Annotated in this window: 36 protein-coding genes; all 36 read right to left on the bottom strand. The window is 37.6% G+C overall.

Annotated elements, in window-relative coordinates:
* Window positions 1-159: 159 nt before the first annotated feature.
* Window positions 160-2,610, bottom strand: a complete 2,451-nt coding sequence (locus ALW18_13740) for a hypothetical protein (GenBank protein ID AOE53492.1) — start codon at window positions 2,608-2,610, stop codon at window positions 160-162.
* A gap of 136 nt (window positions 2,611-2,746) precedes the next feature.
* The gene (locus ALW18_13735) at window positions 2,747-4,618 is read right to left on the bottom strand and encodes a hypothetical protein (GenBank protein ID AOE53491.1); all 1,872 of its coding nucleotides are present in this window, start codon (window positions 4,616-4,618) and stop codon (window positions 2,747-2,749) included.
* Window positions 4,619-4,717: 99 nt separating this feature from the next.
* A complete protein-coding gene (locus tag ALW18_13730; protein ID AOE53490.1) occupies window positions 4,718-5,479 on the bottom strand; it encodes a transcriptional regulator in 762 nt (253 codons plus the stop codon).
* A gap of 2 nt (window positions 5,480-5,481) precedes the next feature.
* Window positions 5,482-7,458, bottom strand: coding sequence for a hypothetical protein (locus ALW18_13725; GenBank protein AOE53489.1), 1,977 nt, complete (start codon window positions 7,456-7,458; stop codon window positions 5,482-5,484).
* A gap of 139 nt (window positions 7,459-7,597) precedes the next feature.
* A complete protein-coding gene (eno, locus tag ALW18_13720) occupies window positions 7,598-8,893 on the bottom strand; it encodes an enolase (protein AOE54416.1) in 1,296 nt (431 codons plus the stop codon).
* 160 nt (window positions 8,894-9,053) lie between these two features.
* Window positions 9,054-10,163, bottom strand: a complete 1,110-nt coding sequence (locus ALW18_13715; GenBank protein ID AOE53488.1) for a carbamoyl phosphate synthase small subunit — start codon at window positions 10,161-10,163, stop codon at window positions 9,054-9,056.
* Between the two features lie 171 nt (window positions 10,164-10,334).
* Window positions 10,335-10,847, bottom strand: coding sequence for a 50S ribosomal protein L17 (locus ALW18_13710; GenBank protein AOE53487.1), 513 nt, complete (start codon window positions 10,845-10,847; stop codon window positions 10,335-10,337).
* A 32-nt stretch (window positions 10,848-10,879) separates the two neighbouring features.
* Entirely contained in the window at window positions 10,880-11,872 is a 993-nt protein-coding gene (locus ALW18_13705) for a DNA-directed RNA polymerase subunit alpha (protein ID AOE53486.1), read from the bottom strand.
* A gap of 21 nt (window positions 11,873-11,893) precedes the next feature.
* Window positions 11,894-12,499, bottom strand: coding sequence for a 30S ribosomal protein S4 (locus ALW18_13700; protein AOE53485.1), 606 nt, complete (start codon window positions 12,497-12,499; stop codon window positions 11,894-11,896).
* A gap of 85 nt (window positions 12,500-12,584) precedes the next feature.
* Window positions 12,585-12,968 carry a 30S ribosomal protein S11 gene (locus ALW18_13695; GenBank protein AOE53484.1) on the bottom strand — a complete coding sequence of 128 codons (384 nt, stop codon included), beginning with the start codon at window positions 12,966-12,968 and terminating at the stop codon, window positions 12,585-12,587.
* Window positions 12,969-12,976: 8 nt separating this feature from the next.
* Window positions 12,977-13,351, bottom strand: coding sequence for a 30S ribosomal protein S13 (locus ALW18_13690; protein ID AOE53483.1), 375 nt, complete (start codon window positions 13,349-13,351; stop codon window positions 12,977-12,979).
* 2 nt (window positions 13,352-13,353) lie between these two features.
* Complete coding sequence (locus ALW18_13685; protein AOE53482.1) at window positions 13,354-13,470, bottom strand: 50S ribosomal protein L36; 117 nt, start codon at window positions 13,468-13,470, stop codon at window positions 13,354-13,356.
* Between the two features lie 10 nt (window positions 13,471-13,480).
* A complete protein-coding gene (infA, locus tag ALW18_13680) occupies window positions 13,481-13,696 on the bottom strand; it encodes a translation initiation factor IF-1 (protein ID AOE53481.1) in 216 nt (71 codons plus the stop codon).
* 8 nt (window positions 13,697-13,704) lie between these two features.
* Window positions 13,705-15,048 carry a preprotein translocase subunit SecY gene (locus ALW18_13675; protein ID AOE53480.1) on the bottom strand — a complete coding sequence of 448 codons (1,344 nt, stop codon included), beginning with the start codon at window positions 15,046-15,048 and terminating at the stop codon, window positions 13,705-13,707.
* 14 nt (window positions 15,049-15,062) lie between these two features.
* Window positions 15,063-15,515 (bottom strand): 50S ribosomal protein L15, encoded by a 453-nt coding sequence (locus tag ALW18_13670; protein AOE53479.1) that lies wholly within the window; start codon window positions 15,513-15,515, stop codon window positions 15,063-15,065.
* A 12-nt stretch (window positions 15,516-15,527) separates the two neighbouring features.
* On the bottom strand, window positions 15,528-15,710 hold the full coding sequence (locus ALW18_13665; protein ID AOE53478.1) for a 50S ribosomal protein L30: 183 nt from the start codon (window positions 15,708-15,710) through the stop codon (window positions 15,528-15,530).
* A 13-nt stretch (window positions 15,711-15,723) separates the two neighbouring features.
* The gene (locus ALW18_13660) at window positions 15,724-16,248 is read right to left on the bottom strand and encodes a 30S ribosomal protein S5 (protein AOE53477.1); all 525 of its coding nucleotides are present in this window, start codon (window positions 16,246-16,248) and stop codon (window positions 15,724-15,726) included.
* Between the two features lie 6 nt (window positions 16,249-16,254).
* On the bottom strand, window positions 16,255-16,605 hold the full coding sequence (locus tag ALW18_13655; protein AOE53476.1) for a 50S ribosomal protein L18: 351 nt from the start codon (window positions 16,603-16,605) through the stop codon (window positions 16,255-16,257).
* A gap of 11 nt (window positions 16,606-16,616) precedes the next feature.
* Window positions 16,617-17,159, bottom strand: a complete 543-nt coding sequence (locus tag ALW18_13650; GenBank protein ID AOE53475.1) for a 50S ribosomal protein L6 — start codon at window positions 17,157-17,159, stop codon at window positions 16,617-16,619.
* Between the two features lie 17 nt (window positions 17,160-17,176).
* Complete coding sequence (locus ALW18_13645) at window positions 17,177-17,575, bottom strand: 30S ribosomal protein S8 (protein ID AOE53474.1); 399 nt, start codon at window positions 17,573-17,575, stop codon at window positions 17,177-17,179.
* A 70-nt stretch (window positions 17,576-17,645) separates the two neighbouring features.
* Window positions 17,646-17,915 carry a 30S ribosomal protein S14 gene (locus tag ALW18_13640; GenBank protein AOE53473.1) on the bottom strand — a complete coding sequence of 90 codons (270 nt, stop codon included), beginning with the start codon at window positions 17,913-17,915 and terminating at the stop codon, window positions 17,646-17,648.
* 3 nt (window positions 17,916-17,918) lie between these two features.
* A complete protein-coding gene (locus ALW18_13635; protein ID AOE53472.1) occupies window positions 17,919-18,470 on the bottom strand; it encodes a 50S ribosomal protein L5 in 552 nt (183 codons plus the stop codon).
* Between the two features lie 2 nt (window positions 18,471-18,472).
* Window positions 18,473-18,787 (bottom strand): 50S ribosomal protein L24, encoded by a 315-nt coding sequence (locus ALW18_13630; GenBank protein ID AOE53471.1) that lies wholly within the window; start codon window positions 18,785-18,787, stop codon window positions 18,473-18,475.
* Between the two features lie 11 nt (window positions 18,788-18,798).
* Window positions 18,799-19,167: a 50S ribosomal protein L14 gene (locus tag ALW18_13625; GenBank protein ID AOE53470.1), complete on the bottom strand. Its 369-nt coding sequence runs from the start codon at window positions 19,165-19,167 to the stop codon at window positions 18,799-18,801.
* 2 nt (window positions 19,168-19,169) lie between these two features.
* The gene (locus ALW18_13620) at window positions 19,170-19,427 is read right to left on the bottom strand and encodes a 30S ribosomal protein S17 (protein ID AOE53469.1); all 258 of its coding nucleotides are present in this window, start codon (window positions 19,425-19,427) and stop codon (window positions 19,170-19,172) included.
* Between the two features lie 17 nt (window positions 19,428-19,444).
* Window positions 19,445-19,636, bottom strand: a complete 192-nt coding sequence (locus ALW18_13615; protein ID AOE53468.1) for a 50S ribosomal protein L29 — start codon at window positions 19,634-19,636, stop codon at window positions 19,445-19,447.
* Window positions 19,637-19,648: 12 nt separating this feature from the next.
* Window positions 19,649-20,068, bottom strand: a complete 420-nt coding sequence (locus tag ALW18_13610) for a 50S ribosomal protein L16 (protein AOE53467.1) — start codon at window positions 20,066-20,068, stop codon at window positions 19,649-19,651.
* 20 nt (window positions 20,069-20,088) lie between these two features.
* Window positions 20,089-20,844: a 30S ribosomal protein S3 gene (locus tag ALW18_13605; protein AOE53466.1), complete on the bottom strand. Its 756-nt coding sequence runs from the start codon at window positions 20,842-20,844 to the stop codon at window positions 20,089-20,091.
* Window positions 20,845-20,849: 5 nt separating this feature from the next.
* The gene (locus tag ALW18_13600) at window positions 20,850-21,263 is read right to left on the bottom strand and encodes a 50S ribosomal protein L22 (protein AOE53465.1); all 414 of its coding nucleotides are present in this window, start codon (window positions 21,261-21,263) and stop codon (window positions 20,850-20,852) included.
* 9 nt (window positions 21,264-21,272) lie between these two features.
* On the bottom strand, window positions 21,273-21,551 hold the full coding sequence (locus ALW18_13595; protein AOE53464.1) for a 30S ribosomal protein S19: 279 nt from the start codon (window positions 21,549-21,551) through the stop codon (window positions 21,273-21,275).
* 10 nt (window positions 21,552-21,561) lie between these two features.
* The gene (gene rplB / locus ALW18_13590) at window positions 21,562-22,386 is read right to left on the bottom strand and encodes a 50S ribosomal protein L2 (protein ID AOE53463.1); all 825 of its coding nucleotides are present in this window, start codon (window positions 22,384-22,386) and stop codon (window positions 21,562-21,564) included.
* Window positions 22,387-22,392: 6 nt separating this feature from the next.
* A complete protein-coding gene (locus ALW18_13585; protein ID AOE53462.1) occupies window positions 22,393-22,683 on the bottom strand; it encodes a 50S ribosomal protein L23 in 291 nt (96 codons plus the stop codon).
* 7 nt (window positions 22,684-22,690) lie between these two features.
* On the bottom strand, window positions 22,691-23,320 hold the full coding sequence (locus ALW18_13580) for a 50S ribosomal protein L4 (GenBank protein ID AOE53461.1): 630 nt from the start codon (window positions 23,318-23,320) through the stop codon (window positions 22,691-22,693).
* Window positions 23,320-23,937, bottom strand: coding sequence for a 50S ribosomal protein L3 (locus ALW18_13575; protein ID AOE53460.1), 618 nt, complete (start codon window positions 23,935-23,937; stop codon window positions 23,320-23,322). Before ALW18_13575 ends, ALW18_13580 begins: the two co-directional genes overlap by 1 nt.
* A 254-nt stretch (window positions 23,938-24,191) precedes the next feature.
* Window positions 24,192-24,497, bottom strand: a complete 306-nt coding sequence (locus ALW18_13570) for a 30S ribosomal protein S10 (protein ID AOE53459.1) — start codon at window positions 24,495-24,497, stop codon at window positions 24,192-24,194.
* A gap of 11 nt (window positions 24,498-24,508) precedes the next feature.
* Window positions 24,509-26,632 (bottom strand): elongation factor G, encoded by a 2,124-nt coding sequence (fusA, locus tag ALW18_13565; GenBank protein ID AOE53458.1) that lies wholly within the window; start codon window positions 26,630-26,632, stop codon window positions 24,509-24,511.
* Window positions 26,633-26,646 lie beyond the last annotated feature (14 nt).

Genomic DNA, 26,646 nt, shown 5'->3' with positions numbered 1-26,646 from the left:
TATAGTTGTGAAAAATATATTCCTGCGAATTTAATAAAATGAAATTTATTTATAAAGAAAATTACTTATTAAAATCGTTAAATATGCTACTAAAAAAACAAAAGTCAATACCTTAAAGTATTGACTTTTGATAATTCTGTAAAATTAAAGGGGTTGCCCTTACTGTTTAATCACTTTTTCTACCATTACCCCTTTGGCAGTAGCAATTTTTATAAAATATATGCCACTTTGCCTGTCTGTAAGGTCTATTTGAGCAGATGGTGCGTTTATTTGGATAGCCTGTATCAGCCTGCCCTGAATATCATATAACTCAATTCCGTGCACATTATTTTCAGATGATATGTTAACTAGGTCTGTTGATGGATTAGGATAAATACTTACGGATTTATCTAATGTAAATTTATCGTTACCCAGTATCGTTTCAAAAGTTGTAAATGCCTGATTAGTTATAATGGCGTAATTGTAATCAAAGACAATATTTGCCTGGTTCATTACCTGATCACCTTCTTCCAGGCTTTGAAGCGTCTTGATCCTGAATACTACATTACCCTGTTCTGCCGCTCCAAGATCAATATCCTCAAACCTGAACATTACATTATTACCAATTCGCGTAACATCAACTTCATGCGAAGCATTTAGCACCTCAAAAGACGAAACATCAAATTGTGCTGCATCTAGTTCCTGCGTTACTACTACAAATGTTGCAGCCGCATTACCTGTATTTTCAAAATTCACCACATAGTTAAGATATTCGCCAATGTTCTCTACAGGTTCTTTGTCTCCTTCAAGGCAAACTATATTGTTGGGGTCAAACGCACCCACTACACTTACATCGCTGCGATATAAATTATTTTGCAGGTTCACATCGGTTTGATCCATACCAACCTCTGCAACAAAGAAAAGTTCATCATCAATATTAAGTGCCGGTGTTTCGGTAGGGGAATTTGCATTTAGGGCAACCATTATTACACGGCTCTCAAAAGGCATGAGGTTAGTATAATTCCATGTTAATGATCCCGGAGCTGAAGTAGCCTCTAAAGGGTCGGCCTCTACATAATCCAATACAGCATTGTTAAAAGTAAAAGTTACCGTACCGTTAGCAATGGTGTTACCACTATTCCTGTAATATATATAATGGTACGAATCAAACCCCGGCCTTACAGGCCCTGTTGATAAAATTACGCTTACATCGTTAACCTCGCCAGTTGGTGTAACACAAAAATCCTGTACAAAGGTATCATTATCCATCCCCGCAAAAGTTACCGATGCTGTTGCCGGAAGAGTTTCGTACATATTTCCGTCATAAGGTGCTGTAACTGTATACGTACCTGCACCTACTAGAGCGAAATACTCTCCATTAGAACTGGCGAACTTAATTTTCTCTGTAGTCCCATCAGAAATTTTAACCGGGTAATAGAAAGGCTTGCTATCGGCATCTGTACACCCGTTATCATCAATATCTATCCTTATTTTACCTGAAATCTTGTTATATATCTGTCCTGGAACAAATTCGCATGTTGTACTAATGTATGGAGGTATTTCCTGCCTTGACTCATAATACTCCAACATTAGCTCTTCCTCGCCTTCGTCTACACACAGCATTTGCAGGCTCGGAGTATCAGACAGGTTACATTCTCCCGGATATAATATTAATCCTTCGTTGTGAATATTTATTGATGTAAGTAATGGATTGTTTCCGGCATGGAAATATTTAAGGTTCGGGGAATGGCTTAAATCCAGTTGCAGGATTTGAGTATACTCGCAAAAAAACATTTCTAACGCCGTAAGGTCTTCTGTATTTAGTACTGAAATAGGATTATTAGAACATTCAACATTTTTTAAAGCCGATAAGCCATTAAGGTTAAGATTTGGCGTTCCCACATTGCTGCAAATAAGAGTCTCCAAATTTGTTAATGTGGAAACGTCTACAGCAGGAAGAGGATTATTTGAATAATCAAGATAGAAAAGATCTAAACCTGTTATATTTAAATTAGTGATCTGGTTTTTGTTGCATAATACCACAGTTAACAACGGAGCTGCTGAAGCATTTAAAGTTGTCAGCTGGTTATCATCGCAAACAAGTGAAACGAGAGCCGGAAAAAGCGAAAGATTAAGCGTTGTAAGATTGTTATTCCTGCCTTGGATATTTCTAAGGCTTGTTAATCCAGTCGGAGCAAATGAGGTAATCGCATTCCATTCAAAAATAACATCTTCTAAAAGTGCCAGACCGGACATATTTAATGATTGCATGCCATTAACCCTGCAATTAAGGCTCTTTAGATTTGATAACGCAGCAACATCTAAAGATTGAATCTGGTTATTACTGCAGTCTAGTTTTGTAAGGTTTGTAAAAGATGAAATACCTGATAAAGATGAAATAGAAGAACCAAAAAGGTAAAGTTCATAAACGGCATCGGCTTCACTTTGCTGTATTTCACCATCGTGGTTTGTATCTACAATCATGTTTTGACCTGCTGCATTAACAGCTACATACATATTGGGGCTTGCATTTACCAATTTGCTTTTAAAATTAGCATCGGGTATCGAGATATTCTGTGCGCCTGCAATTCCGCCCATTAGCAAAAGTGCATAAAGTAAGGATGTTTTCATTGGTTGAAAAATTGATTAGTTTATCGTTCAGTTTAAACTTGCCACAACAAAACAGGATGCGCGCTAATCCTTTTTTGTTGTGTATAAAAAAAGGCCAACAGCGAACTGTTGACCTTTATATAACAAGTAAATTCTTTTATTCCCTAATCAGTTTTTCAACTTTTATTCCTTTATCTGTTAAAACCTTAACAAAGTACATCCCCGAAGGCCTATCTGAAACATCGAGTATTACTGCATTTTCACTTACAAAACTGTGCTGTAAAAGCCTACCCTGAATATCAAAAATTTGTACCGATTTAATTGTGCCTGCGGCATCAACTTTCACAAAACCTTTTGTCGGGTTAGGGTACATTTTAACCGATGCATCAATAGTAAATTCGCCTTTGCTCAATAATGCAAATGTGGTATTTGCATCATTTGTAGTAACAGGGAAATTATAACCATAATAAATAGATGACACATTTGAAACCCTGTCATTTTGCATAAGGCTCTTTTTAGTCTTTATTTTATACAGTATATTCCCATGGTCTGCAATTCCCATAGCGTTGTCAAATCTAAATGCAACCCTTCCTCCGGTGATGCGTGTATTTACAGGTGTAGAGTTATTAAGTATCCTTAACGAACTTAAATCAAATTTATCCGTATCAATATCAGTCTCTACAACCACAAAGTCTGCAGACTGAGTATCTGTATTTTTAAAGTTAACCACATAATGAAGGTACTCTCCTATCTTGTCGGGCGACACCGTTTCTCCCTCTATACAGGTAATGGTATTTGTCTCGAAATCAGTGATAACTCTCTGATTGAAAGCAAGGCTATTATCCGAAGGTATTACGTCACCGATTGATGTAATATTCATTGTAAACGGAATTTCATATCCAGGATATACCGCAGGAGTATCAGACGGACCATTAAGATGTAATGTCATTACGATCTCTCTGCATTCAAAGGGCATTAAATTCGTATAATTCCACGAATAAACAGTTGTTGAAATAAAATCAGCCATTGGAGACATGCTTACAAACTCAAATAACGACCCGTCCCAATTACAGGTTGCCGTGCCCGATACTGTTTGGTTTCCCTTATTTTTATATACTATTTTATACTGTACATCGCTATTTACATTGGCTGAAGACAGCGGCGCCATTACTACTTCAACATCAGTACTTGCAGCTGAAGCGGCTACACAAAAGTTTCTTACTTCTTCTGATCCTGTTACTGCCGCGAAATTAACATAACTATCTACAGGCGAAGCCGTAAAATAATTTTCTTCAAAGTTAGGTGTCACCGTATAATTGCCTGCACCTACGAAAAACGTATAGGTACCGTCGGCATTCGTAAAAACGTCATCTTCATAAACTCCGTTTGAAATTTTCATCCGTAAAGATGGAATTACCGCATCAGAAGCATCACATCCGTTATTAGTAGCATCATATCTTACAGTACCTGTAATCTTATTATACACTCCCCCGGGAGCATATGTACAATACGAGTTTACCTGTACCGTATTTGGAACATTATATGTACCCGAAACAAGATCATTTACCTGAGATTCGTCAGCACAGATGTACGACAGATTAGGATTACCATTCCAGTTATCTATAGGGAAATTTTCATTGCTCCCATTTTTTATAAAAAGGGTCTCAAGGTTATTATTGCTACAAGAAAGATATGTAAGATTGACATTAGTACTAAGGTCCAATGTAGTCAGCGTATTATTCCCACAGTACAGCCCTTTAAGATTTGTAAAATAAGTTACTCCTTCCAATGATGAAATGCCGGAAGACGAGACATTCAGATAATAAACAGCCTCAGCTTCACTTTGAGTTAAAACACCATCTCCGTTCGCATCAATCGCAATTGGATTAGAAGTGCTATTATAGGCAACACCATTGGAAACATCAGATCCCAAAAGCTTAGCTTTAAAGTTTGCATCAGGCACAACTATCTCCTGTGCAAAGGCAACACACGAAAACAGTGTAAGCAAATAGAGTAACGTATTTTTCATATTCTTTTTTTAGCTTTTGTTTTAACCCTCAAATATAATTTTTTCAGCCACATTTTACCCTGTCATTTAGAATTTGACAGGATTGACTTAGAATTTGCATTACAATGCTTTTAATAACTCCTGCAAGCGTTCCTTTTTTCGCTGTGATATTGGCAAATGGCTGTTGTCTGCCATAACCGCGTAGCCACCATCTTTCTTAATGTATGACCTTAAATACGCCAGGTTTATAAGATGCGATTGGTGAATACGTTCAAACCCCTGTTCAGAAAGCAAGTCTTCATATTCTTTAAGTGTCTTAGCTATAAGTACGGGCTTATTATCTTTAATATAGAACTTGGTGTAATTATCCTGCGATTCAAGGCGGATAATATCACTTACTTCAAACAGGTGTATACCATCTGAAGTGGAAAGCGCTATCCTCTTAAACTTATCTACTTTCTTCCTGATGTTTTCCAACAGAAGGTCAATGTGCGCATAGCTGTCATTAGTAGCTAGTACTTTCTTTATTTTTTCAATCACCTTTTGCAAATCCTCTGGATCTACAGGTTTTAGCAAATAATCCAACGCACTGAACCTAAATGCCTTTAGCGCAAATTCTTCATGCGCCGTAATAAATACAACATGACAGGATAGACTACCCCGCTTTTGCTGTAGCTGCTCAAGGATGTCAAACCCGGTTCCGTCACCAAGTTGAATATCCAGGAAAACAACATCGGGCCGATGTTTATCTATCGCAGAGATGCCGCTTTTAACACTGTCTGCCTCTCCCAAAATTTTTATATCAGGGGCATACATATCCAATAGGCCTTTCATGCCATTTCTTAAATTGCTATCGTCGTCTATAAGTAAAGCTGTGATCATAACTATCTGGATACGTATTGAATAGGCAAATGTAATATAATTTTCGTTCCAACAGGGCAACCGTTAGAATCTGTTATTTCAGCAATTTCAACATTGGCTGATTTAGAGGTTACCGCCTGAATCACCTCAAGACGCTTTCGGGTAATTTCCAAAGCCATAGATTTATGTACGGTGACCGAATTTTCTTTTAATTTTCTGGAGCGGTTAATACCAATACCATCGTCGGTAATAGTGCAAACCATCTTATCTCCTGATAATGAAAAATCAATGCTAATAGTTCCCGCTTGTTTTTTAGGAACAAGGCCATGAATGATAGCATTTTCTATAAACGGCTGTAGCAATAGCGGTGGTAACGCCATGTCATCCTCGATAGCAGGATCTTTAGCGATTGAAAACTCAAATATCCTGTTGAAACGCAGTTGCTCCAACTCAAGGTAATTTTGCAGTCCTTCTATTTCCTTATCTACAGGAATCAATGATTCTTTAGAATACTCGAGCGTAAGGCGCATAAGTTTTGAGAATTTCGACAGATATTTAATAGCCGACTCTTTACCATTCTGCACTATAAAACTGGATATCGATCCCAGACAATTAAAAACAAAATGCGGATTCATCTGCAAATGAAGTGCTTTCTGCTCATACTCCGCAAGGTCGCGCTGTAAGGTAAGTGTCTTTTTCAGCTGAAGCCTGCTATATATTAAAAAGACGATACCAAACAACAGCAATATAAATAGCGATATAAAAATTATCTGAAGCCTGTGCCTTTTTGCCTGTTCATCAAACATCAGCTGGCGTTTTTCATTCTCAATTTTCTGAAGAGCCGATTTACGTTCAAATTCGTAATTCATCTCCTCCCTAACCATACTTTTAATATTCTCAGCACTATTTATCTTTTCCTTCGCCGCACTATACCGCTTATAATGTTTTAAAGCTTCGACATCATTTCCCGTTTTTTCATAAATTTCGCTAAGCCTCTTTTCTGATTCTTTAAGCTGCTCCAGCACTCCTATTTCCTCGGCAAGTGCTGACGATTTCTGCAAATACTTCACCGCTTCCTTATCATTTCCGTGCGAGGCATACACCGCTCCCAAGTACCCAAGCGAAGCCGAAGCACCATACTTTTCGCCCATACCTTCAAAAACCTTAAGCGCATCCAGGTAACTTTTTTCAGCCTGACCGTAATTGTTTGCGGCAACATAATAATTCCCGTAATTATTGTAGAGTTCACCAAGTGCCCGTTGGTTATCAAAAGTTTTAAGAATCTTAGAAGCTTCATTAAACGATTCTAACGCTTTATCGTTTTCATTTCTAAGCAGGTATATCGCTCCAATATTTGTAATTGTTATTGCAGACGTTTCGTCGCCAAGCTTCTTTTGCAGCCAAAGTGCCTTATTGTAATATTCCAGCGCTTTACCATATTCTTTTTGCTCTTTGTACACAATACCTATGTTGTTATAGGTATGAGCCATATACTCTTCTTCCTTCGTTTCCTCATGAAGTTTCAACGCTTTAAAATAATATTCCAGCGATTTGGCATAATTATTCTGTTCAGAACACACAACACCTATACTTCCATAGGTAATTGCCAGCCGGTCTTTAATATCATTTATTTTTGATTTCGGAACTTTTTTTAAAAGCTGCTCAAATAAAGCTTGTGCATTTGTATAACTTTTTAAAGCCTGTGTATAGTGGCTAAGCATAATATTAGCGTTGCCAATATTAAACCAGGCATCTGCTTCGTGGAGTTCTAACTTTTTTTGTTGAGATAGTAAAAGGGCCTTTTTTACATATTGCAGCATTTTAGCCGGATCATTCTCATACTCCGCGGCAATACCATTTAGCAGACTAATCTTTATCGTATCATTAGCAGGCTTATTGAGCTCTGTCAAAAGACTGTCGAGTGTAGAATTTTGCGGAAATGCAGGCAGACCAAACAACGTTAGAAGAGAGATGATTAAAAGAATTCTAAAAAATTTCATAAGCCGCAGTTAATTACGCAAATTTATCATTTCAAACGGATTATAAAACACCTGTTTAGAATTTGAGGCTACTGATTTAGAATTCGATAAAAAAAGGCCGCCCTTTCGGACAGCCTTTTACTATATCGCAATAAATTACTTATTGTTTTACTTTGAATGCTTTTTCAGCCGGAAAATAAGCAACATCAGCCAATTCCTCTTCAATTCTAAGTAGTTGGTTGTATTTAGCCATACGGTCACTTCTTGAAGCAGAACCTGTTTTAATCTGTCCACAGTTAAGGGCAACAGCTAGGTCAGCAATAGTATAATCTTCAGTTTCTCCAGAACGGTGAGACATCACAGATGTGTAACCAGCATTGTGTGCCATGTTTACAGCAGCAATAGTTTCGGTAAGTGTACCAATCTGGTTTACTTTAACAAGGATAGAGTTAGCAGTATTTGTTTCGATACCTTTTGCAAGACGCTCTACGTTAGTAACAAATAAATCATCACCTACAAGCTGTACTCTGTCTCCGATTTTTTCAGTAAGGTATTTCCAACCATCCCAGTCATTCTCCTGCATACCATCCTCAATAGAGATAATAGGGTATTTAGACGCAAGTTCAGCAAGATAGTCTGCCTGCTCCTGAGAAGTTCTGATTTTACCTGTTTCACCTTCAAATTTAGTGTAATCGTATTTACCATTTACATAAAATTCAGAAGCAGCACAGTCAAGCGCAAGCTTAACATCACCACCAAAAGTGTAACCTGCATTCTCTACAGCTATTTTAATAGTTTCGATAGCATCTTCAGTACCACCCTCAAAGTTAGGTGCAAAACCACCTTCGTCTCCTACTGCAGTGCTAAGGCCTCTGTCATGAAGTACTTTTTTAAGGTTATGGAAAACCTCTGTACCAATTTGCATTGCGTGTGTAAAGCTGGTAGCTTTAACAGGCATGATCATAAACTCCTGGAATGCGATAGGCGCATCAGAGTGAGATCCACCGTTGATGATGTTCATCATTGGTACAGGAAGCGTATTAGCAGAAACACCGCCTATGTAACGGTATAATGGCAGGCCAAGCTCGTTAGCAGCAGCTTTAGCAACAGCCAGTGAAACACCAAGAATAGCATTAGCACCAAGGTTAGATTTATTATCTGTACCATCAAGAGCAATCATTGCTTTGTCTATAGCATTTTGCTCAAAAATAGACATACCAACAATTTCTTCTGCGATAGTTGTGTTTACATTTTCAACAGCCTTAGATACACCTTTACCCATGTAGGCTTTACCTCCGTCACGCAACTCAACTGCTTCGTGCTCTCCTGTAGATGCTCCTGATGGCACTGCTGCCCTTCCAAGAATTCCGTTTTCTGTAATTACATCAACTTCTACTGTAGGATTACCACGTGAATCCAGTATCTGCCTAGCGTGTACTTTAATAATAATGCTCATTATATTGTTTTTTGTTGTTATATACTTTTTTGTGAAACCTAGCAAATTTAAACATTTTGAAAAGCCAAATACGCCAAATTTAAAAAACTTATAAACGCAAACGTTTTAGCTTTAAAATAAAAAAATTGGGCTAATAAATTATTAGCCCAATCAGATCGTATTAGTTTTTAGCTTTTTCGATGTTTGCAATAAACTGATCGAAAAGATATGTCGCATCGTGCGGACCCGGGCTAGCCTCAGGATGGTATTGTACAGAGAAGCAGTTTTTGCTCTTCATACGCATACCTGCAACTGTACCGTCATTGATATGCTCATGAGTGATCTCAAAGTCAGGATGTTTTTCAAGTTCTTCCCTTACTACTGCGAAACCGTGGTTCTGAGAAGTTATTTCTCCCTCGCCTGTTACAAGGTTTTTAACCGGATGATTAATACCCCTGTGACCGTTAAACATTTTATATGTGGAGATACCATTAGCAAGTGCAAGAACCTGGTGTCCTAAGCAGATACCAAATACCGGTTCATTATTACCTAATATATTCCTTGCAGTTTCCTGTGCAGAATAAAGCGGATCCGGGTCGCCGGGACCGTTAGATAAGAAATACCCGTCAGGGCTAAAGCTCTTCATATCCTCATACGATGCATCATAAGGGAATACTTTAATATAGCAATCTCTTTTTGCAAGGTTTCTAAGAATGTTTTTCTTGATACCAAGATCAAGAGCAGATATTTTATATTTAGCATCAGGGTTACCGATAAAGTAAGGCTCTTTAGTAGAAACTTTAGACGAAAGTTCTAAACCTTTCATATCTGGAACTGCTGCAAGTTGCTTTTTAAGCTCTTCTACAGATGTACCATCAGTAGAAATAGCGGCATTCATTGCACCATTGTCACGAATATAGCTAACAAGTGCTCTTGTATCTACATCAGATATTGCCACAAGATTTTGTTCTTCAAAATAATCTTTAAGGCTTTTTGTAGAATTAACCCTTGAATGATTAAAACTGAAATTTTTACACACTAGGCCTGAAATCATGATGTTTTCAGCCTCAACTTCCTCTTCATTTGTACCGTAATTACCAATATGGGCATTCGATGCCACCATAATCTGCCCAAAGTAAGATGGGTCGGTAAATATTTCCTGGTAACCGGTCATTCCGGTGTTAAAGCACACTTCTCCAAAAGTAGTCCCTTCAATACCAATTGATTTACCATAAAAAACAGTTCCGTCAGCTAGTAGGAGAATTGCCTGATTTCGATTAGAATATTTCATTTAAATAGTTTGTTGTTTTCGTCTCGGCTGCAAATTTACTTCAAAAATTTGGCTTTCTAAAACGTTCATAACATTTGGTTTACACAAAAACGATTAAGTAGGGCAAAAAAAAAGGACAAACTATAAAGTTTATCCTTTTTTAATATTATTGAATTATCAGGTTTACCATGATTATTCAGTAGCTTCTTTGTTTTCTTCTGTATCAACAGCTGGTGCATCTTTAACAGGAGCTTCGGCAACCGGAGCAGTAGCAACGTCAGCTTTTTTAGCTGTGCGGCTTCTACGTGTAGTTTTCTTAGCTTCTTTTTTAGTAGCGTTGTACAGTTCATTAAAGTCAACAAGCTCAATCATAGCCATATCAGCGTTGTCACCAAGACGGTTACCAAGCTTAATGATACGGGTATATCCACCCGGACGATCGCCTACTTTAGCAGCTACTTCCCTGAAAAGTTCAGTAACAGCATATTTGTTACGTAAGTAAGCAAATACGATACGTCTGTTGTGAGTTGTATCTTCTTTTGATTTTGTTACTAGAGGCTCAATATATTGTTTAAGCGCTTTAGCTTTGGCAACAGTCGTATTAATACGCTTGTGCTCTATTAGCGAGCAGGCCATGTTAGATAGCATTGCCCTTCTGTGACCTTGCTGCCTGCTTAAATGATTAAATTTCTTTCCGTGTCTCATTGCTGTTGTAATTTAAACCCAGTGGGTTCAGATTATTCTTTATCTAATTTGTATTTCGTCAAGTCCATTCCGAAGTGTAAATTTTTAGAAGCAACAAGTTCGTCAAGCTCTGTTAACGATTTCTTACCAAAATTACGGAATTTCATTAAGTCATTTTTGTTGAACGATACTAAGTCTCCTAATGTATCAACTTCAGCCGCTTTTAAACAATTTAATGCCCTTACAGAAAGATCCATATCAACAAGCTTAGTTTTAAGCAATTGTCTCATATGTAATGATTCTTCATCATATGATTCTGTTTGTGCAATTTCATCGGCCTCAAGTGTTATTCTTTCATCAGAGAACAGCATAAAGTGGTGAATCAGTGTTTTTGCTGCCTCAGTAAGCGCTTCTTTAGGATGAATAGATCCGTCAGTGATGATTTCAAAAACCAGTTTTTCGTAGTCTGTTTTTTGTTCAACACGGAAGTTTTCTATTGCGTATTTTACATTCTTTACCGGAGTAAAGATTGAATCTGTAAAAATAGTTCCTATTGCTGCGTTTTGCTTTTTGTTCTCTTCTGCAGGCACATAACCTCTACCTTTCTCGATAGTAAGTTCAAGGTTTATGTTTATTTTGCTGTCCATGTTAAAGATAACAAAGTCAGGGTTTAACACCTGGAATCCTGAAATGAACTTTTGGAAATCACCAGCTGTAAGCTGATCTTTACCTGTAAAAGATACAGAAACCGATTCATTATCAATGTCTTCTATCTGACGTTTGAAACGAACTTGTTTTAAGTTCAGGATTATTTCAGTAACATCTTCAACTACCCCTGCGATTGTAGAGAACTCATGGTCAACTCCTTCAATTCGAACTGAAGTAATTGCATAACCTTCTAATGAAGAAAGTAAAACTCTTCTAAGTGCGTTACCAACTGTCAGTCCATATCCCGGTTCCAAAGGTCTAAATTCAAATTTACCTTGGAAATCGGTAGAATCGATCATGATAACTTTATCGGGCTTTTGAAAATTAAATATTGCCATATTTTCGACTAATGTCAATTATTATTTGTTATACAACTCTACGATTAGTTGTTCTTTGATGTTTTCCGGGATTTGAAGCCTGGCAGGTACTGAAACAAAAGTACCTTCTTTTGTATCGTTGTTCCAAGTTATCCACTCATATACCTGAGCAGCATTAGATAAAGAGCGATCAATTGCTTCTAGCGATTTTGATTTCTCACGAACAGCAACTTTATCTCCTGGTTTAAGGTGGTAAGAAGGAATGTTTACCACTTCACCATTAACTGTAATATGCCTGTGCGATACAATTTGTCTTGCAGCCCTTCTTGAAGGAGCAACACCCATTCTGTAAACCACGTTATCCAGTCTTGCCTCACAAAGTTGTAAAAGGATCTCACCAGTTACACCTTTAGACGCAGCAGCTTTTTCATACAGATTCCTGAATTGTTTTTCAAGAATACCGTAAGTGTACTTAGCTTTTTGCTTTTCCATTAGCTGAACAGCATATTCAGATTTTTTACCTCTCTTTTTAGCTAAACCATGTTGCCCTGGAGGGTAATTTCTTTTTTCGAAAGATTTGTCATCTCCGAAGATCGCCTCACCGAATTTACGGGCGATTTTTGTTTGTGGACCAGTATATCTTGCCATTTCTAAAAATTAATAAACAGGGGATTATGAATTCAGGTCGTATCCTCCGATAATCCTTGATCCTGTTTTTGATTATACTATAAAATTAAACTCTTCTTCTTTTTGGAGGGCGACATCCGTTGTGCGGTAGTGGAGTTACGTCGATGATCTCAGTAACTTCTATTCCTCCATTGTGAAGGGACCTGATAGCAGATTCTCTACCATTTCCAGGACCTTTAACGTAAACTTTCACTTTCTTAAGACCAGCCTCAATAGCTACTTTGCTACAATCTTCTGCTGCCATCTGAGCTGCATACGGAGTGTTCTTTTTAGAACCTCTGAAGCCCATCTTACCTGCAGATGACCAAGATATAACTTCACCTTTTTTGTTAGTCAAAGAAATGATGATGTTATTGAAAGTAGCACTGATATGAGCTTCACCTGTAGATTCTACAATAACTTTACGTTTTTTTGTATTCGCTTTAGCCATACTACTTATTATTTAGTTGCTTTTTTCTTGTTAGCAACAGTTTTTCTCTTACCTTTTCTAGTTCTTGAGTTGTTCTTAGTGCGTTGTCCACGTAATGGAAGACCAGCTCTGTGACGGATACCTCTGTAACATCCGATATCCATTAAACGTTTGATGTTTAATGAAATTTCTGAACGAAGTTCTCCTTCAATTTTCAAGAATGACACAGCCTCACGGATTCCGCTAATCTCATCATCATTCCAATCCTGAACTTTTTTATCTTCGCTAACGTTAGCTTTTTCAAGTATCTCTTTAGCCCTGCTTGAACCAATTCCGAAGATATAAGTTAAAGCAATAACTCCTCTTTTGTTTTTAGGTATGTCTACCCCTGCAATTCTTGCCATAATTATCCTTGTCTTTGTTTAAATCTAGGATTCTTTTTGTTAATAACATATAATCTGCCTTTTCTACGCACAATGATGCACTCGGCACTTCTTTTCTTAACTGATGCTCTTACTTTCATATTAATAGCTTTAGTATCTATAAGTAATTCTTGCTTTGGACAAATCGTAAGGGCTCATTTCCAGTTTCACTTTGTCACCAGGTAACAACTTGATGTAATGCATACGCATTTTTCCTGAAATGTGAGCAATTACTATATGCCCGTTTTCTAATTCAACACGGAACATGGCATTTGATAATGCCTCTATAATAGATCCGTCTTGTTCTATTGCTGATTGTTTTGCCATAAAAATTGTTAAGCTACTGCTTTTCTATTCTTACCACTTTTCATCAAACCGTCATAATGCCTGTTCAACAAGTAAGAATTTATTTGTTGAATAGTATCGATCGCAACCCCGACCATAATTAACAGCGATGTACCACCATAGAATAATGCCCACTGTTGCTGAACTCCAAAGTTAAACACTACTGCCGGGAACACAGCAATTAGCGCTAAAAACAATGAACCAGGAAAAGTGATCAACGACATGATCTTATCAAGGTAGTCTCCGGTTTCAACACCTGGCCTAACGCCCGGTATAAATCCGCCACTTCTCTTAAGGTCGTCAGCCATCTTATTTGTAGGCACCGTAATCGCGGTGTAAAAGTACGTAAAAATTATAATTAATAAAGCAAAAACTACATTGTAGGCTAAACCGAACACATTCTGGAATTGAGAAGTGATAGTTTGAGCCGCATCAGACTTGGAAAGTCCTGCTAATGCTGCTGGTATGAACATAATAGCTTGAGCAAAGATTATAGGCATAACTCCCGAAGCGTTTAGCTTTAACGGTATCCATTGCCTGTTTCCGCCCAACATATCTTGTTCAAAATCGCCAGATGCAGTCCTTCTTGCATATTGTACCGGTATTTTTCTAACCGCCATAACCATAAGGATACATGCGATAATAACGAATAACCAAACTACAACTTCAAGAAGAAGTTTTAAAGGACCTCCATTATTTTCAGTAACTACCGAAGTAAATTCCTGAATGAAAGCCTGCGGCATCCTTGCGATGATACCCACTAATATTAGTAGAGATATACCATTACCAATACCTTTATCTGTAATTTTTTCACCAAGCCACATCGCGAAGATGGTACCGGTAGCTAATATAACTACAGAAGAGAAAAGGAATGCAAAAGATGATGAAGGTAGTAAAAACGCTTCCTGAGGCAAGGTTCTATAAAGGTTATAAATATAACCAGGACCCTGAACAAGAGTGATAAGGATGGTTAACCAACGCGTAATCTGGTTGATTTTTTTCCTTCCGCTTTCACCTTCTTTTTGCAATTTTTGAAGGTAAGGCACAGCAATACCCATTAGCTGTACAACAATCGAAGCAGAAATGTATGGCATGATACCCAATGCAAATACAGATGCCTGCGAGAACGCACCACCTGTAAATACATCGATAAGCCAGCCAATACCTCCCTGGGTTTGATCTGTTAATTTGTTTAACTGTGTAGCATCAATACCGGGTAGCGTTACATGTGCACCAAAACGGTACACTAGTAACAATCCCAAAGTAACTAAAATTCTATTTTTTAGTTCTTCTATTTTCCAGACATTGGCAAACGCTTCGAAAAATTTCTTCATTTGAATTATAAAGATTATAAAGTTACAGCTTCTCCACCAGCAGCCTCAATAGCCGCTTTAGCAGTTGCAGTAAATTTGTGAGCAGTTACTTTTAGTTTTGCTTTAAGCTCTCCTCTTCCTAATATCTTTACCATTTCATTTTTTGTAGCTAGGCGATTGTCAACAAATACTGAGAAATCTACAGTATCAGTAACAATTCCGTTATCTACAAGAGCTTGAATTGTGTCAAGGTTTACGCCTTCGTATTCTTTACGGTTGATGTTTTTAAAACCAAACTTAGGAACACGTCTTTGTAATGGCATCTGACCACCTTCAAAACCAATTTTCTTAGAATAACCAGAACGAGATTTAGCTCCTTTGTGTCCACGTGAAGCAGTACCACCTTTACCAGAACCTTCTCCTCTACCTAGCCTTTTGTTTTTATTGTGAACTGAACCTTCAGCCGGTTGTAAGTTACTTAAATCCATGAGTGTATTTTGTTAGTTAGTTTCTTCAACAGAAACTAAGTGTTTAACTTTGTTTACCATTCCAAGGATAGCAGGAGTTGCATCGTGTTCAACAACTTGTCCTAATTTACGAAGACCTAAAGACTCAAGTGTTCTCTTTTGAGTAAGAGGACAATTGATTTTGCTCTTTACTTGTTTTACTTTTATTTTTCCCATGATTTCCTTAGAATTAACCTTTGAATACTTTTTCTAATGAAACACCCCTTTGTTTTGCAACAGTAGCAGCGCTTCTCATTTGAAGTAAAGCATCAAAAGTAGCTTTAACAACATTGTGAGGGTTTGATGAACCCTGAGATTTTGATAATACATCGTGAATACCAACAGACTCAAGAACTGAACGAACAGCACCACCGGCAATTACACCGGTACCATGAGAAGCAGGCATTAATAGTACACGTGCACCACCAAATTTACCTTTTTGCTCGTGAGGTACAGACTGTCCAGAAAGTGGGATCTTTACAAGGTTTTTCTTAGCATCTTCTACTGCTTTAGCAATAGCTTCAGATACATCTTTAGACTTACCAAGACCGTGACCTACCACTCCATTCTCGTCGCCTACAACTACAATAGCAGAAAAGCCAAAAGCTCTACCACCCTTTGTAACTTTAGTAACACGATTTACACTTACCAAACGATCTTTAAGTTCAAGACCGCTTGGTTTTACAAGTTCTACGTTTTTATAACTATGATACATAATTTCTTAGAATTTAAGTCCGGCTTCTCTTGCGCCTTCAGCTAATGATTTAACACGTCCGTGGTAAAGGTATCCACCTCTATCAAAAGAGATAGTATCTATACCAGCTTTTAAAGCTAGCTCTGCAATTGCTTTACCAACAGCTGCAGCGGTTTCAATGTTAGTACCTTTAGTTACACCAGCATCTCTTGAAGAGGCTGCCGCAAGGGTTACACCGTTAACGTCATCTATGATTTGTGCATAGATTTCTTTATTGCTCCTGAATACAGAAAGTCTAGGTTGAGCAGCAGTTCCGCTTACAATCTTTCTGATTCTGAACTTAATTCTTTGTCTTCTTTCAGATTTGTTTAATGACATTGTCTTAATTTTTAAGCTGATTTACCTGCTTTTCTTCTCAATATTTCACCTACAAACTTAACTCCTTTTCCTTTGTATGGTTCAGGCTTACGGAAAGAACGAATCTTAGCGGCAACCTGGCCTAAAAGTTGTTTATCGTGAGAAGCTAGTTTGATGATAGGGTTTTTCCCTTTTTCTGATACAGTTTCAACAGTAACTTCAGACACAACTTCAAGAACAATATTGTGAGAGAAACCAAGTGCGATATCTAATTTCTGTCCTTGGTTAGAAGCTCTATAACCTACTCCTACCAATTCTAACTCTTTAGTAAAGCCTTCAGACACACCAACAATCATATTGTTGATAAGTGACCTGTATAAACCGTGCTTAGATCTGTGATCTTTATGATCTGAAGATCTTTCAACTAAAACCTGACCTTCTTCAACTTTTACAGTAACATCTGCAAAGTCTTGATTAAGTTGGCCTTTTTTACCTTTAACTGATACAACGTTGCCGTTTACCTCTACAGTAACACCGGCTGGTATTGTAATTGGATTTTTACCTATTCTTGACATCGTATAAGTCTTTTAAATTAGTATACGTAACAAATTACCTCACCACCTACATTTTGCTGTTTCGCCTGTTTTCCAGTCATAAGACCTTTAGAAGTAGAAACGATAGCAATACCAAGACCGTTAAGGATCCTTGGAAGGTTATCAGCACCTGCATATTTACGTAAACCTGGTTTACTAATTCTTTGGATATCTTTAATTACAGACTCTTTAGTTTCTTTGTCGTACTTAAGAGCGATTTTGATTGAACCCTGAACAGCGTTGTCATCAAATTTGTAGCTAAGGATATAACCCTGATCAAATAAAATCTTTGTGATTTCTTTTTTAAGGTTAGACGCAGGAATTTCAACCACTTTGTGGTTAGCCCTTACTGCATTCCTGATTCTTGTTAAGAAATCAGCGATTGGATCTGTATACATATTTAGTAATTTGCGGTAACGGTTTTCGGCCTGTAAAGGCCGAACCTGAAACCAATTTATAATTCTGTTTTTACCAGCTTGCTTTTTTAACTCCTGGTATTAAGCCATTGTTAGCCATTTCACGGAAAGTTACACGTGAAATACCGAACTGGCGCATATAACCTCTTGGTCTTCCTGTAAGTTTGCAACGATTGTGCATACGTACCGGAGAAGCATTTTTAGGTAGTTTTTGTAGGCCTTCATAATCTCCAGCTTCTAATAAAGCCTTCCTTTTATCAGCATACTTTGCTACTAGCGCCGCTCTTTTTACCTCACGGGCTTTCATTGATTCTTTAGCCATAACTTAATTCTTTTTAAAAGGTAAACCTAATTCTGCTAATAATGACTTCGCTTCTTTGTCTGTTTGTGCAGAAGTTACAAATGTAATATCTAATCCTGATATTTTGTTAACTTTATCAATATCAATTTCAGGGAAAATGATCTGTTCAGTAACACCAAGGTTATAATTACCTCTTCCGTCAAAACCTGTAGCCTTAATTCCACCGAAATCTCTTACACGTGGAAGTGCAGAAGTTACAAGTCTATCTAAAAACTCATACATTCTTTCACCACGTAAAGTTACTTTAGCACCAATCGGCATACCTTTTCTAAGTTTGAAAGACGCAACGTCTTTCTTAGAAATAGTAGATACAGCTTTTTGACCTGTAATTTTTGTTAACTCGTCAACTGCATAATCGATAAGTTTCTTATCTGATACAGCTGCACCAACTCCACGGCTTAAAACGATTTTTTCAAGTTTTGGAACCTGCATTACGTTTTTGTAACCGAACTCTTCTTTAAGAGCAGAGACAACTCTACTCTTATATTCTTCTTTTAATCTTGGTATGTAAGCCATCACTATAATACTTGATTAGATTTTTTTGAAAATCTCACGTTCTTATCTCCTTCTTTTCTAACTCCTGTCTTTGTAGTTTCCTTTGTTTTAGAATCTACAAGAGCAAGGTTTGAAATATGAATAGGAGCTTCTTTCTTAACGATACCACCCTGAGGGTTTTTAGCGCTTGGCTTAGTGTGTTTAGACACTAAGTTAACACCTTCTACGATCGCTTTGTTTTTCTCACGAAGAACACGTAGTACTTTACCTTCAGAACCTTTATGGTCTCCAGCTATTACTCTTACAGTGTCTCCAGATTTTATCTTTAGCTTTATCATCTCTAAAACAATTAAAGCACTTCTGGTGCTAATGATACAATTTTCATGAATTGTTTTTCACGAAGTTCTCTTGCAACCGGACCAAAAACACGAGTTCCCCTCATTTCACCAGCAGCGTTTAACAATACGCAAGCGTTATCGTCAAATCTGATGTATGAACCATCGGCTCTTCTCACTTCTTTTTTGGTACGTACAACAACTGCAGTTGAAACAGCACCTTTTTTAACGTTTCCGTTTGGTGTTGCATCTTTAATAGAAACTACAATTTTATCTCCAACAGAGGCATAACGTCTTTTCGTTCCTCCAAGAACACGGATAGTTAAAACTTCCTTAGCTCCTGTGTTGTCTGCTACTTTTAGTCTTGATTCCTGTTGTACCATAATTACTTAGCTCTTTCAATGATTTCAACTAACCTCCAACATTTTGACTTACTTAAAGGACGTGTTTCCATGATCCTTACTGTATCACCAATGTTACAGTCGTTCGTTTCGTCGTGTGCAACAAATTTCTTAGTTTTCAACACGAACTTACCATATAATGGGTGTTTTACTCTTGTAGTTTGGGAAACCACGATTGATTTCTCCATTTTATTACTGGTAACAACACCAATTCTCTCTTTTCTTAAATTTCTTTTTTCCATCTTTCAGCAGAATACAATTATTGTAACTCTCTTTTGCTTAGTTCAGTGGCTACTCTAGCGATAGATCTCCTTACAGTTCTGATCTGTAGAGGATTCTCTATTGGAGATATAGCGTGAGCTGTTTTTAGGTCGGCATATGTTTTCTTCAATTCACCAAGTTTACCTTGTAACTCAGCTGCAGATAGATCTTTTATTTCAGATTGTTTCATAATAAATTTTGATTATGCTTCGAAATCTCTGGCAACAATAAACTTAGTTTTAACAGGAAGCTTTTGAGCAGCAAGGCGTAATGCCTCTTTAGCTACTGACAAAGGAACTCCTCCTACTTCAAACATGATTCTTCCCGGTTTAACAACTGCAGCCCAAAATTCAACTGCACCTTTACCTTTACCCATACGTACCTCAAGAGGCTTTTTGGTTATCGGTTTGTCCGGGAAAATTTTTATCCACAATTGACCTTCCCTTTTCATGAAACGTGTTGCCGCAATACGGGCTGCTTCAATCTGACGGGAAGTAATAAAAGTCGAATCTAAAGATTTGATACCAAACATTCCATTAGAAAGTTCATGTCCTCTTTGAGACACTCCCTTCATCTTACCCTTCTGTACCTTACGGTATTTTGTTCTTTTAGGCTGTAACATTTTTACTTCTTTAGTTTAAATTACTTTCTTTTGCGTTGGTTTGGTTTATCTCCACCCGGACGACCGTTTGGTCTTCCTTGTGGCCTATCCTGAGATCCTGAAGATTTAGACTGTTTTTTGTCCATACCTACTAACGGAGAAAGATCTCTTTTACCATAAACCTCACCTTTCATGATCCATACTTTGATACCCATTCTACCATAAGTAGTATGAGCTTCAGCTAATGAATAATCAATGTCTGCTCTGAAAGTTGATAGAGGAATCCTTCCTTCTTTGAACATTTCTGAACGTGCCATCTCAGCACCGTTTAAACGGCCAGAGATAAGTACTTTAATACCTTCCGCATTCATACGGATAGCAGCAGCGATAGCCATTTTAATTGCCCTTCTGTAAGAGATACGGCTTTCAATCTGACGAGCAATGCTTGTACCTACTAAGTAAGCATCAAGTTCAGGTCTTTTAATTTCAAAGATGTTGATTTGAACCTCTTTGTCTGTAATTTTCTTAAGTTCCTCTTTTAACTTGTCTACCTCTTGTCCACCTTTTCCGATAATGATACCAGGACGGGCAGTAGTGATAGTAACGGTTACAAGTTTAAGCGTTCTCTCGATGATTACCTTAGACACACTAGCTTTAGATAAACGGGCATGGATGTACTTCCTGATTTTGTGATCTTCGGCAAGTTTATCACCGTAGTCATTTCCACCATACCAGTTAGAATCCCAACCCCTGATGATACCAAGGCGATTTCCTATTGGATTTGTTTTTTGTCCCATCTCTATTAGTTGCTTTGTGTGTTATTGTTAATAGCTCCAAGCACGATAGTAACGTGGTTAGAACGTTTTCTTATCCTGTGTGCACGACCCTGTGGAGCTGGTCTTAGCCTTTTAAGCATCATACCACCGTCTACACGAATCTCTTTTACAAATAAGCCTGCATTCTCTAAACTCTCTTCAGCGTTCTTTTGCTGCCAGTTGTTAATAGCAGAAAGTAACAATTTTTCAAGTTTGCGAGAAGCTTCTTTTGAACTGAACTTTAATATATTAAGAGCTAATTCTACTTTCTGACCTCTTACCAAATCCGCAACAAGGCGCATTTTTCTGGGTGAAGTAGGGCAGTTATTTAGCTTAGCAAATGCAATTTGCTTGTTAGCTTCTTTAATCTGCTCTGCTCTTTCTCTTTTACGAACTCCCATAGCTTCTTATTATTTTTTACCTTTATTTTTTGCCCCAGCATGACCTCTAAAAGATCGTGTAGGTGAAAATTCTCCTAATTTATGACCTACCATGTTCTCTGTAACGTAAACCGGTACGAATTGACGACCGTTGTGTACTGCGATAGTTTGTCCAACAAAATCCGGGGTAATCATAGAAGCTCTAGACCATGTCTTAACAACACCTTTATTACCTTTTTCGATATTTTCCTGAACTTTTTTATCCAACTTATAGTGAACGAAAGGTCCTTTCTTTAATGAACGTGCCATATCTTACTTATTATTTCTTTCTACGTTCTACGATATACTTATTACTCGGGTTAACTTTAGAACGAGTCCTGTAACCTTTAGCCGGAAGACCTTTTCTAGAACGTGGGTGACCACCAGAAGAACGTCCTTCACCACCACCCATTGGGTGATCAACAGGGTTCATCGCTACCGGTCTTGTTCTTGGTCTTCTACCTAACCATCTTGATCTACCTGCTTTACCAGAAACGATCAATTGGTGGTCAGAGTTAGAAACAGCTCCAATTGTTGCAGAACAAGTTAAAAGGATTAACCTTGTTTCACCTGAAGGCATTTTAATTGTAGCATATTTTCCATCTCTTGCCATTAACTGTGCAAAAGTACCAGCACTACGAGCAATAACTGCTCCTTGGCCTGGACGTAGCTCGATGCAAGATATAACAGTTCCCAGAGGAATTTTACTTAAAGGTAAAGAGTTACCGATTTCCGGCGCTGCGTCAGCTCCTGAAGTTACGGTTTGGCCTACCTGAAGTCCGTTTTGTGCAATGATATACGTTTTCTCTCCGTCAACATAAGATAATAGGGAAATAAATGCTGAACGGTTTGGATCGTACTCGATAGTTTTAACTGTAGCAGGAATTCCAGCTTTAGTTCTTTTAAAATCGATAATACGATACCTTTGTTTGTGACCACCGCCTGTATAACGCATGGTCATCTTTCCTTGACTATTTCTACCTCCAGAGTTTTTTTTCGGTGCGATCAATGAACGCTCCGGCTTATCAGTTGTAATAGTGTCAAAGCTATTTACAACTCTAAAACGCTGACCCGGGGTAATAGGTTTTAATTTTCTAACTGACATGTTCTATTAGATATTATTGTAAAAATCTATTGTTTCTCCTTCTTGAACTTGTACAATTGCTTTTTTATAAGCATTTGTTTTTCCTGTGATTAAACCACTCTTAGTGTATTTAACCGATCTATCAGCCCTGTAATTCATAGTGTTAACTTCAACAACAGAAACACCAAAAGCAGCCTCTACAGCTTTTTTTATCTGAATCTTGTTTGCCTTTTTGTCAACAATAAAACCAAAACGGTTAAAAACTTCACCGTCTTTAGTTATTTTTTCAGTAATGATAGGTTTAATTATGATACTCATAGCCCTATTATTTGCTTAAATTTTCTTCAATTCCTTCTAATGCACCTTCTAAAAGAACTAAACTATTTGAATGTAAAACATTATAAGTGTTTAATTCTGAACTAGTTACAACACTAGAGGCTTTTAAATTGCGTGACGACAAATATACATTTTTATTTGAATCACCCAACACAAATAGAGATTTTTTATTCTCTAACCCTAAAGCTTTCAAAACGTTAATGAAATTTTTAGTGCTTGGCGCTTCAAAATCGAAGTTCTCAACCACTATTAAATTTGACTCTTTCGCTTTAAGTGCAAGGGCAGATTTTCTAGCCAGACGCTTAAGACCTTTGTTCAATTTGAAAGAGTAGCTTCTTGGTCTTGGACCGAAAACTCTACCTCCACCTTTGAACAATGGATTCTTAATACTACCTGCACGTGCAGTACCTGTACCTTTTTGCTTTTTAATTTTGCGTGTACTACCAGTTACCTCAGCTCTTTCTTTAGCTTTGTGAGTTCCCTGTCTTTGGTTAGCAAGATATTGCTTAACATCAAGATATACAGCATGCTTATTAGGCTCAATTGCGAATACTGAATCAGAAAGGGTTACCGTTCTGCCAGTTTCTTTTCCGTTGATATCTAATACTTTTACTTCCATTACTTCTGAATGATTACATAAGAGTTTTTGTGTCCCGGAATAGCTCCCTTAATCACAAGTAGATTTTTATCAGCCACTACTTTTAAAACTCTAAGGTTTTGAACTGTTACATTTACTCCGCCCATTCTTCCTGCCATACGCATTCCTTTGAACACACGTGAAGGATAAGATGACGCACCTACTGAACCTGGAGCTCTAAGACGGTTGTGCTGACCATGAGTAGCCTGTCCAACACCACCAAAACCGTGACGTTTAACAACACCCTGGAAACCTTTACCTTTAGACACACCCTGTACATCAACAAATTCACCTTCAGTGAAAATATCAACAGCGATAACATCACCTAATTTGTGCTCAGTTACAAAATCCTGGAATTCAATGACTTTTCTTTTTGCAACAGTACCTGCCTTTTTAAAGTGACCTATAGCCGCTTTAGTTGCATGTTTTTCTGTTTTGTCATCGAAACCAAGTTGTAACGCTTCATACCCGTCAACCTCATTGGTTCTGACTTGGGTAACAACGCATGGTCCAGCTTCGATTACTGTACACGGAATGTTTTTTCCGTTTTCATCGAAAATACTGGTCATGCCGATTTTTCTACCAATTAACCCAGACATAAATTATTGTTATTAATTATTAATTTCCCTTCAATTTGAAATAACAGATTACTCCAAACAGGGGTGCAAAAGTAATTATTAAATTTAGATAATCAAATAGTTACGGAAAATAAATGAAAATAAACCGTAAATATTCAATTCTAAATCTAAAAATCACTGTATTTACCATACAAATACCTATTTATAGAAACAGGAAAAAAAAATCTCCGGAGCATTGCTACTCCGGAGATCCTATAAGCAGTATCGACAGATACTTAAACTTTTATCTCTACTTCAACACCACTAGGAAGCTCTAATTTCATTAGCGCATCGATAGTTTTAGATGAAGAACTGTAAATATCAAGAAGTCTTTTATAAGAACTAACTTCAAATTGCTCTCTTGATTTTTTGTTCACGTGTGGAGAACGTAGTACAGTAAATATTTTTTTGTGAGTAGGTAACGGAATAGGACCTGTTACAACTGCACCTGTACTTTTTACAGTTTTTACGATCTTTTCAGCAGACTTGTCTACAAGGCTGTGATCGTATGATTTTAATTTTATTCTGATTTTTTGACTCATTTTCTTAAAAATTAAGAGTTGCCTTTAGCTTTTTTAATTACGTCTTCTGATATGTTAGAAGGTGTTTCTGCGTAGTGAGAAAACTCCATTGTTGATGTAGCTCTACCAGAAGATAATGTTCTTAGCGTAGTTACATAACCAAACATTTCTGATAAAGGAACGTTTGCTTTGATAGTTTTAGCCCCAGCTCTGTCACCCATGTCATTAACCTGACCTCTACGACGGTTGATATCACCAACGATATCACCCATGTTTTCTTCAGGAGTAATAACTTCCATCTTCATTATCGGCTCAAGGATAACAGCACCAGCAGCACGGCCAGACTCTTTGTAACCCATTTTAGCAGCTAACTCAAAAGAAAGAGCATCAGAATCCACAGGGTGGAAAGATCCGTCAAGAAGCGTTACTTTTAAGCTATCAACTTCGTATCCTGCAAGAGGACCTTGTTTCATAGCCGCTTTGAAACCTTTCTCGATAGATGGGATATATTCTTTAGGAACGTTACCACCTTTTACGTTGTTTATAAACTGAAGACCTACAACACCTTCGTCTGCCGGCTCAATAATAAACACGATATCAGCAAATTTACCACGTCCACCAGATTGTTTTTTGTAAACTTCTCTGTGTTGTGCAGACCTTGTAAATGCCTCTTTATACTCAACCTGAGGTTCACCCTGGTTAACTTCAACTTTAAATTCTCTTCTCATACGATCTACAAGGATATCAAGGTGAAGCTCACCCATACCAGAGATAATCGTTTGACCAGAAGCCTCGTCAGTTTTAACCTGGAAAGTTGGATCTTCTTCAGCAAGTTTTGCTAAAGCCATACCCATCTTATCAACGTCAGCTTTTGTTTTAGGCTCAATAGCGATACCAATTACCGGAGCAGGGAAATCCATAGACTCTAGTACGATTGGGTGTTTCTCATCACAAAGTGTATCACCCGTTTTGATATCTTTAAACCCTACAGCAGCTCCAATATCACCAGCCTCTATATATTCGATTGGGTTTTGCTTGTTAGCGTGCATCTGGTAGATACGAGAGATACGTTCTTTGTTTCCAGAACGCGTATTAAGAACGTAAGAACCTGCATCAAGACGGCCTGAATAAGCCCTGAAGAATGCAAGACGACCTACATAAGGGTCAGTAGCAATTTTGAATGCAAGAGCAGCAAACGGCTCTTTCACATCCGGCTTACGTAGAATTTCTTCCTCAGTATCTGGATTTGTACCCACGATACCTTCTTTATCCATTGGAGAAGGAAGATATTTACATACAGCGTCAAGCATAAACTGAACACCTTTATTCTTGAATGAAGATCCACAAATCATCGGTATGATAGCCATATCGATAGTTGCTTTTCTTAATGCATTGTTGATTTCCTCCTCAGTGATTGAGTTTTCATCTTCCATGTATTTCTCAAGAAGATTCTCATCATAAGCAGCAACCTCTTCAATCAATTTACTCCTTAATTCTTTAGCTTCTTCAACTAAGTCTTCAGGAATAGGAATAATATCAAATGTAGCTCCCTGAGTAGCATCATGCCAAAGGATAGCCTGGTTTTTCACTAAATCCACAACACCTCTGAAATCTTCTTCTTCACCAATTGGTAAAGTGATTGCAACTGCGTTAGATTTTAGCATATCTTTTACCTGCTGGCAAACTGCAAGGAAATTAGATCCCTGGCGGTCCATTTTATTAACAAAGCCCATACGTGGAACTCTGTAGTTATCAGCAAGCCTCCAGTTAGTTTCTGATTGTGGCTCAACACCATCAACAGCACTAAAAAGAAAAACAAGACCATCAAGAACCCTAAGAGAACGGTTTACCTCAACAGTAAAGTCAACGTGTCCCGGAGTATCAATGATGTTAAAGTGATACCCTTGAGTATCAGCTAACGGTTTACCTTGGTCTGTAGGGAAGTTCCATGTACATGTTGTCGCTGCAGAAGTAATGGTAATACCTCTTTCCTGCTCTTGCGCCATCCAGTCCATAGTTGCTGCACCATCGTGTACCTCACCAATTTTGTGTGATTTACCTGTATAGAACAAAATACGCTCAGTAGTTGTTGTTTTACCAGCATCAATGTGAGCAGCAATTCCTATATTTCTTGTATATTTTAAATCTCTAGCCATTTCTAAATTTCTTT

It is taken from the genome of Flavobacterium psychrophilum (genome assembly GCA_001708385.1).
Taxonomy (GTDB): domain Bacteria; phylum Bacteroidota; class Bacteroidia; order Flavobacteriales; family Flavobacteriaceae; genus Flavobacterium; species Flavobacterium psychrophilum_A.
The sequence above is the reverse complement of the archived record's forward strand: the minus strand, read 5'-3'. Positions and strand labels throughout refer to the sequence as shown.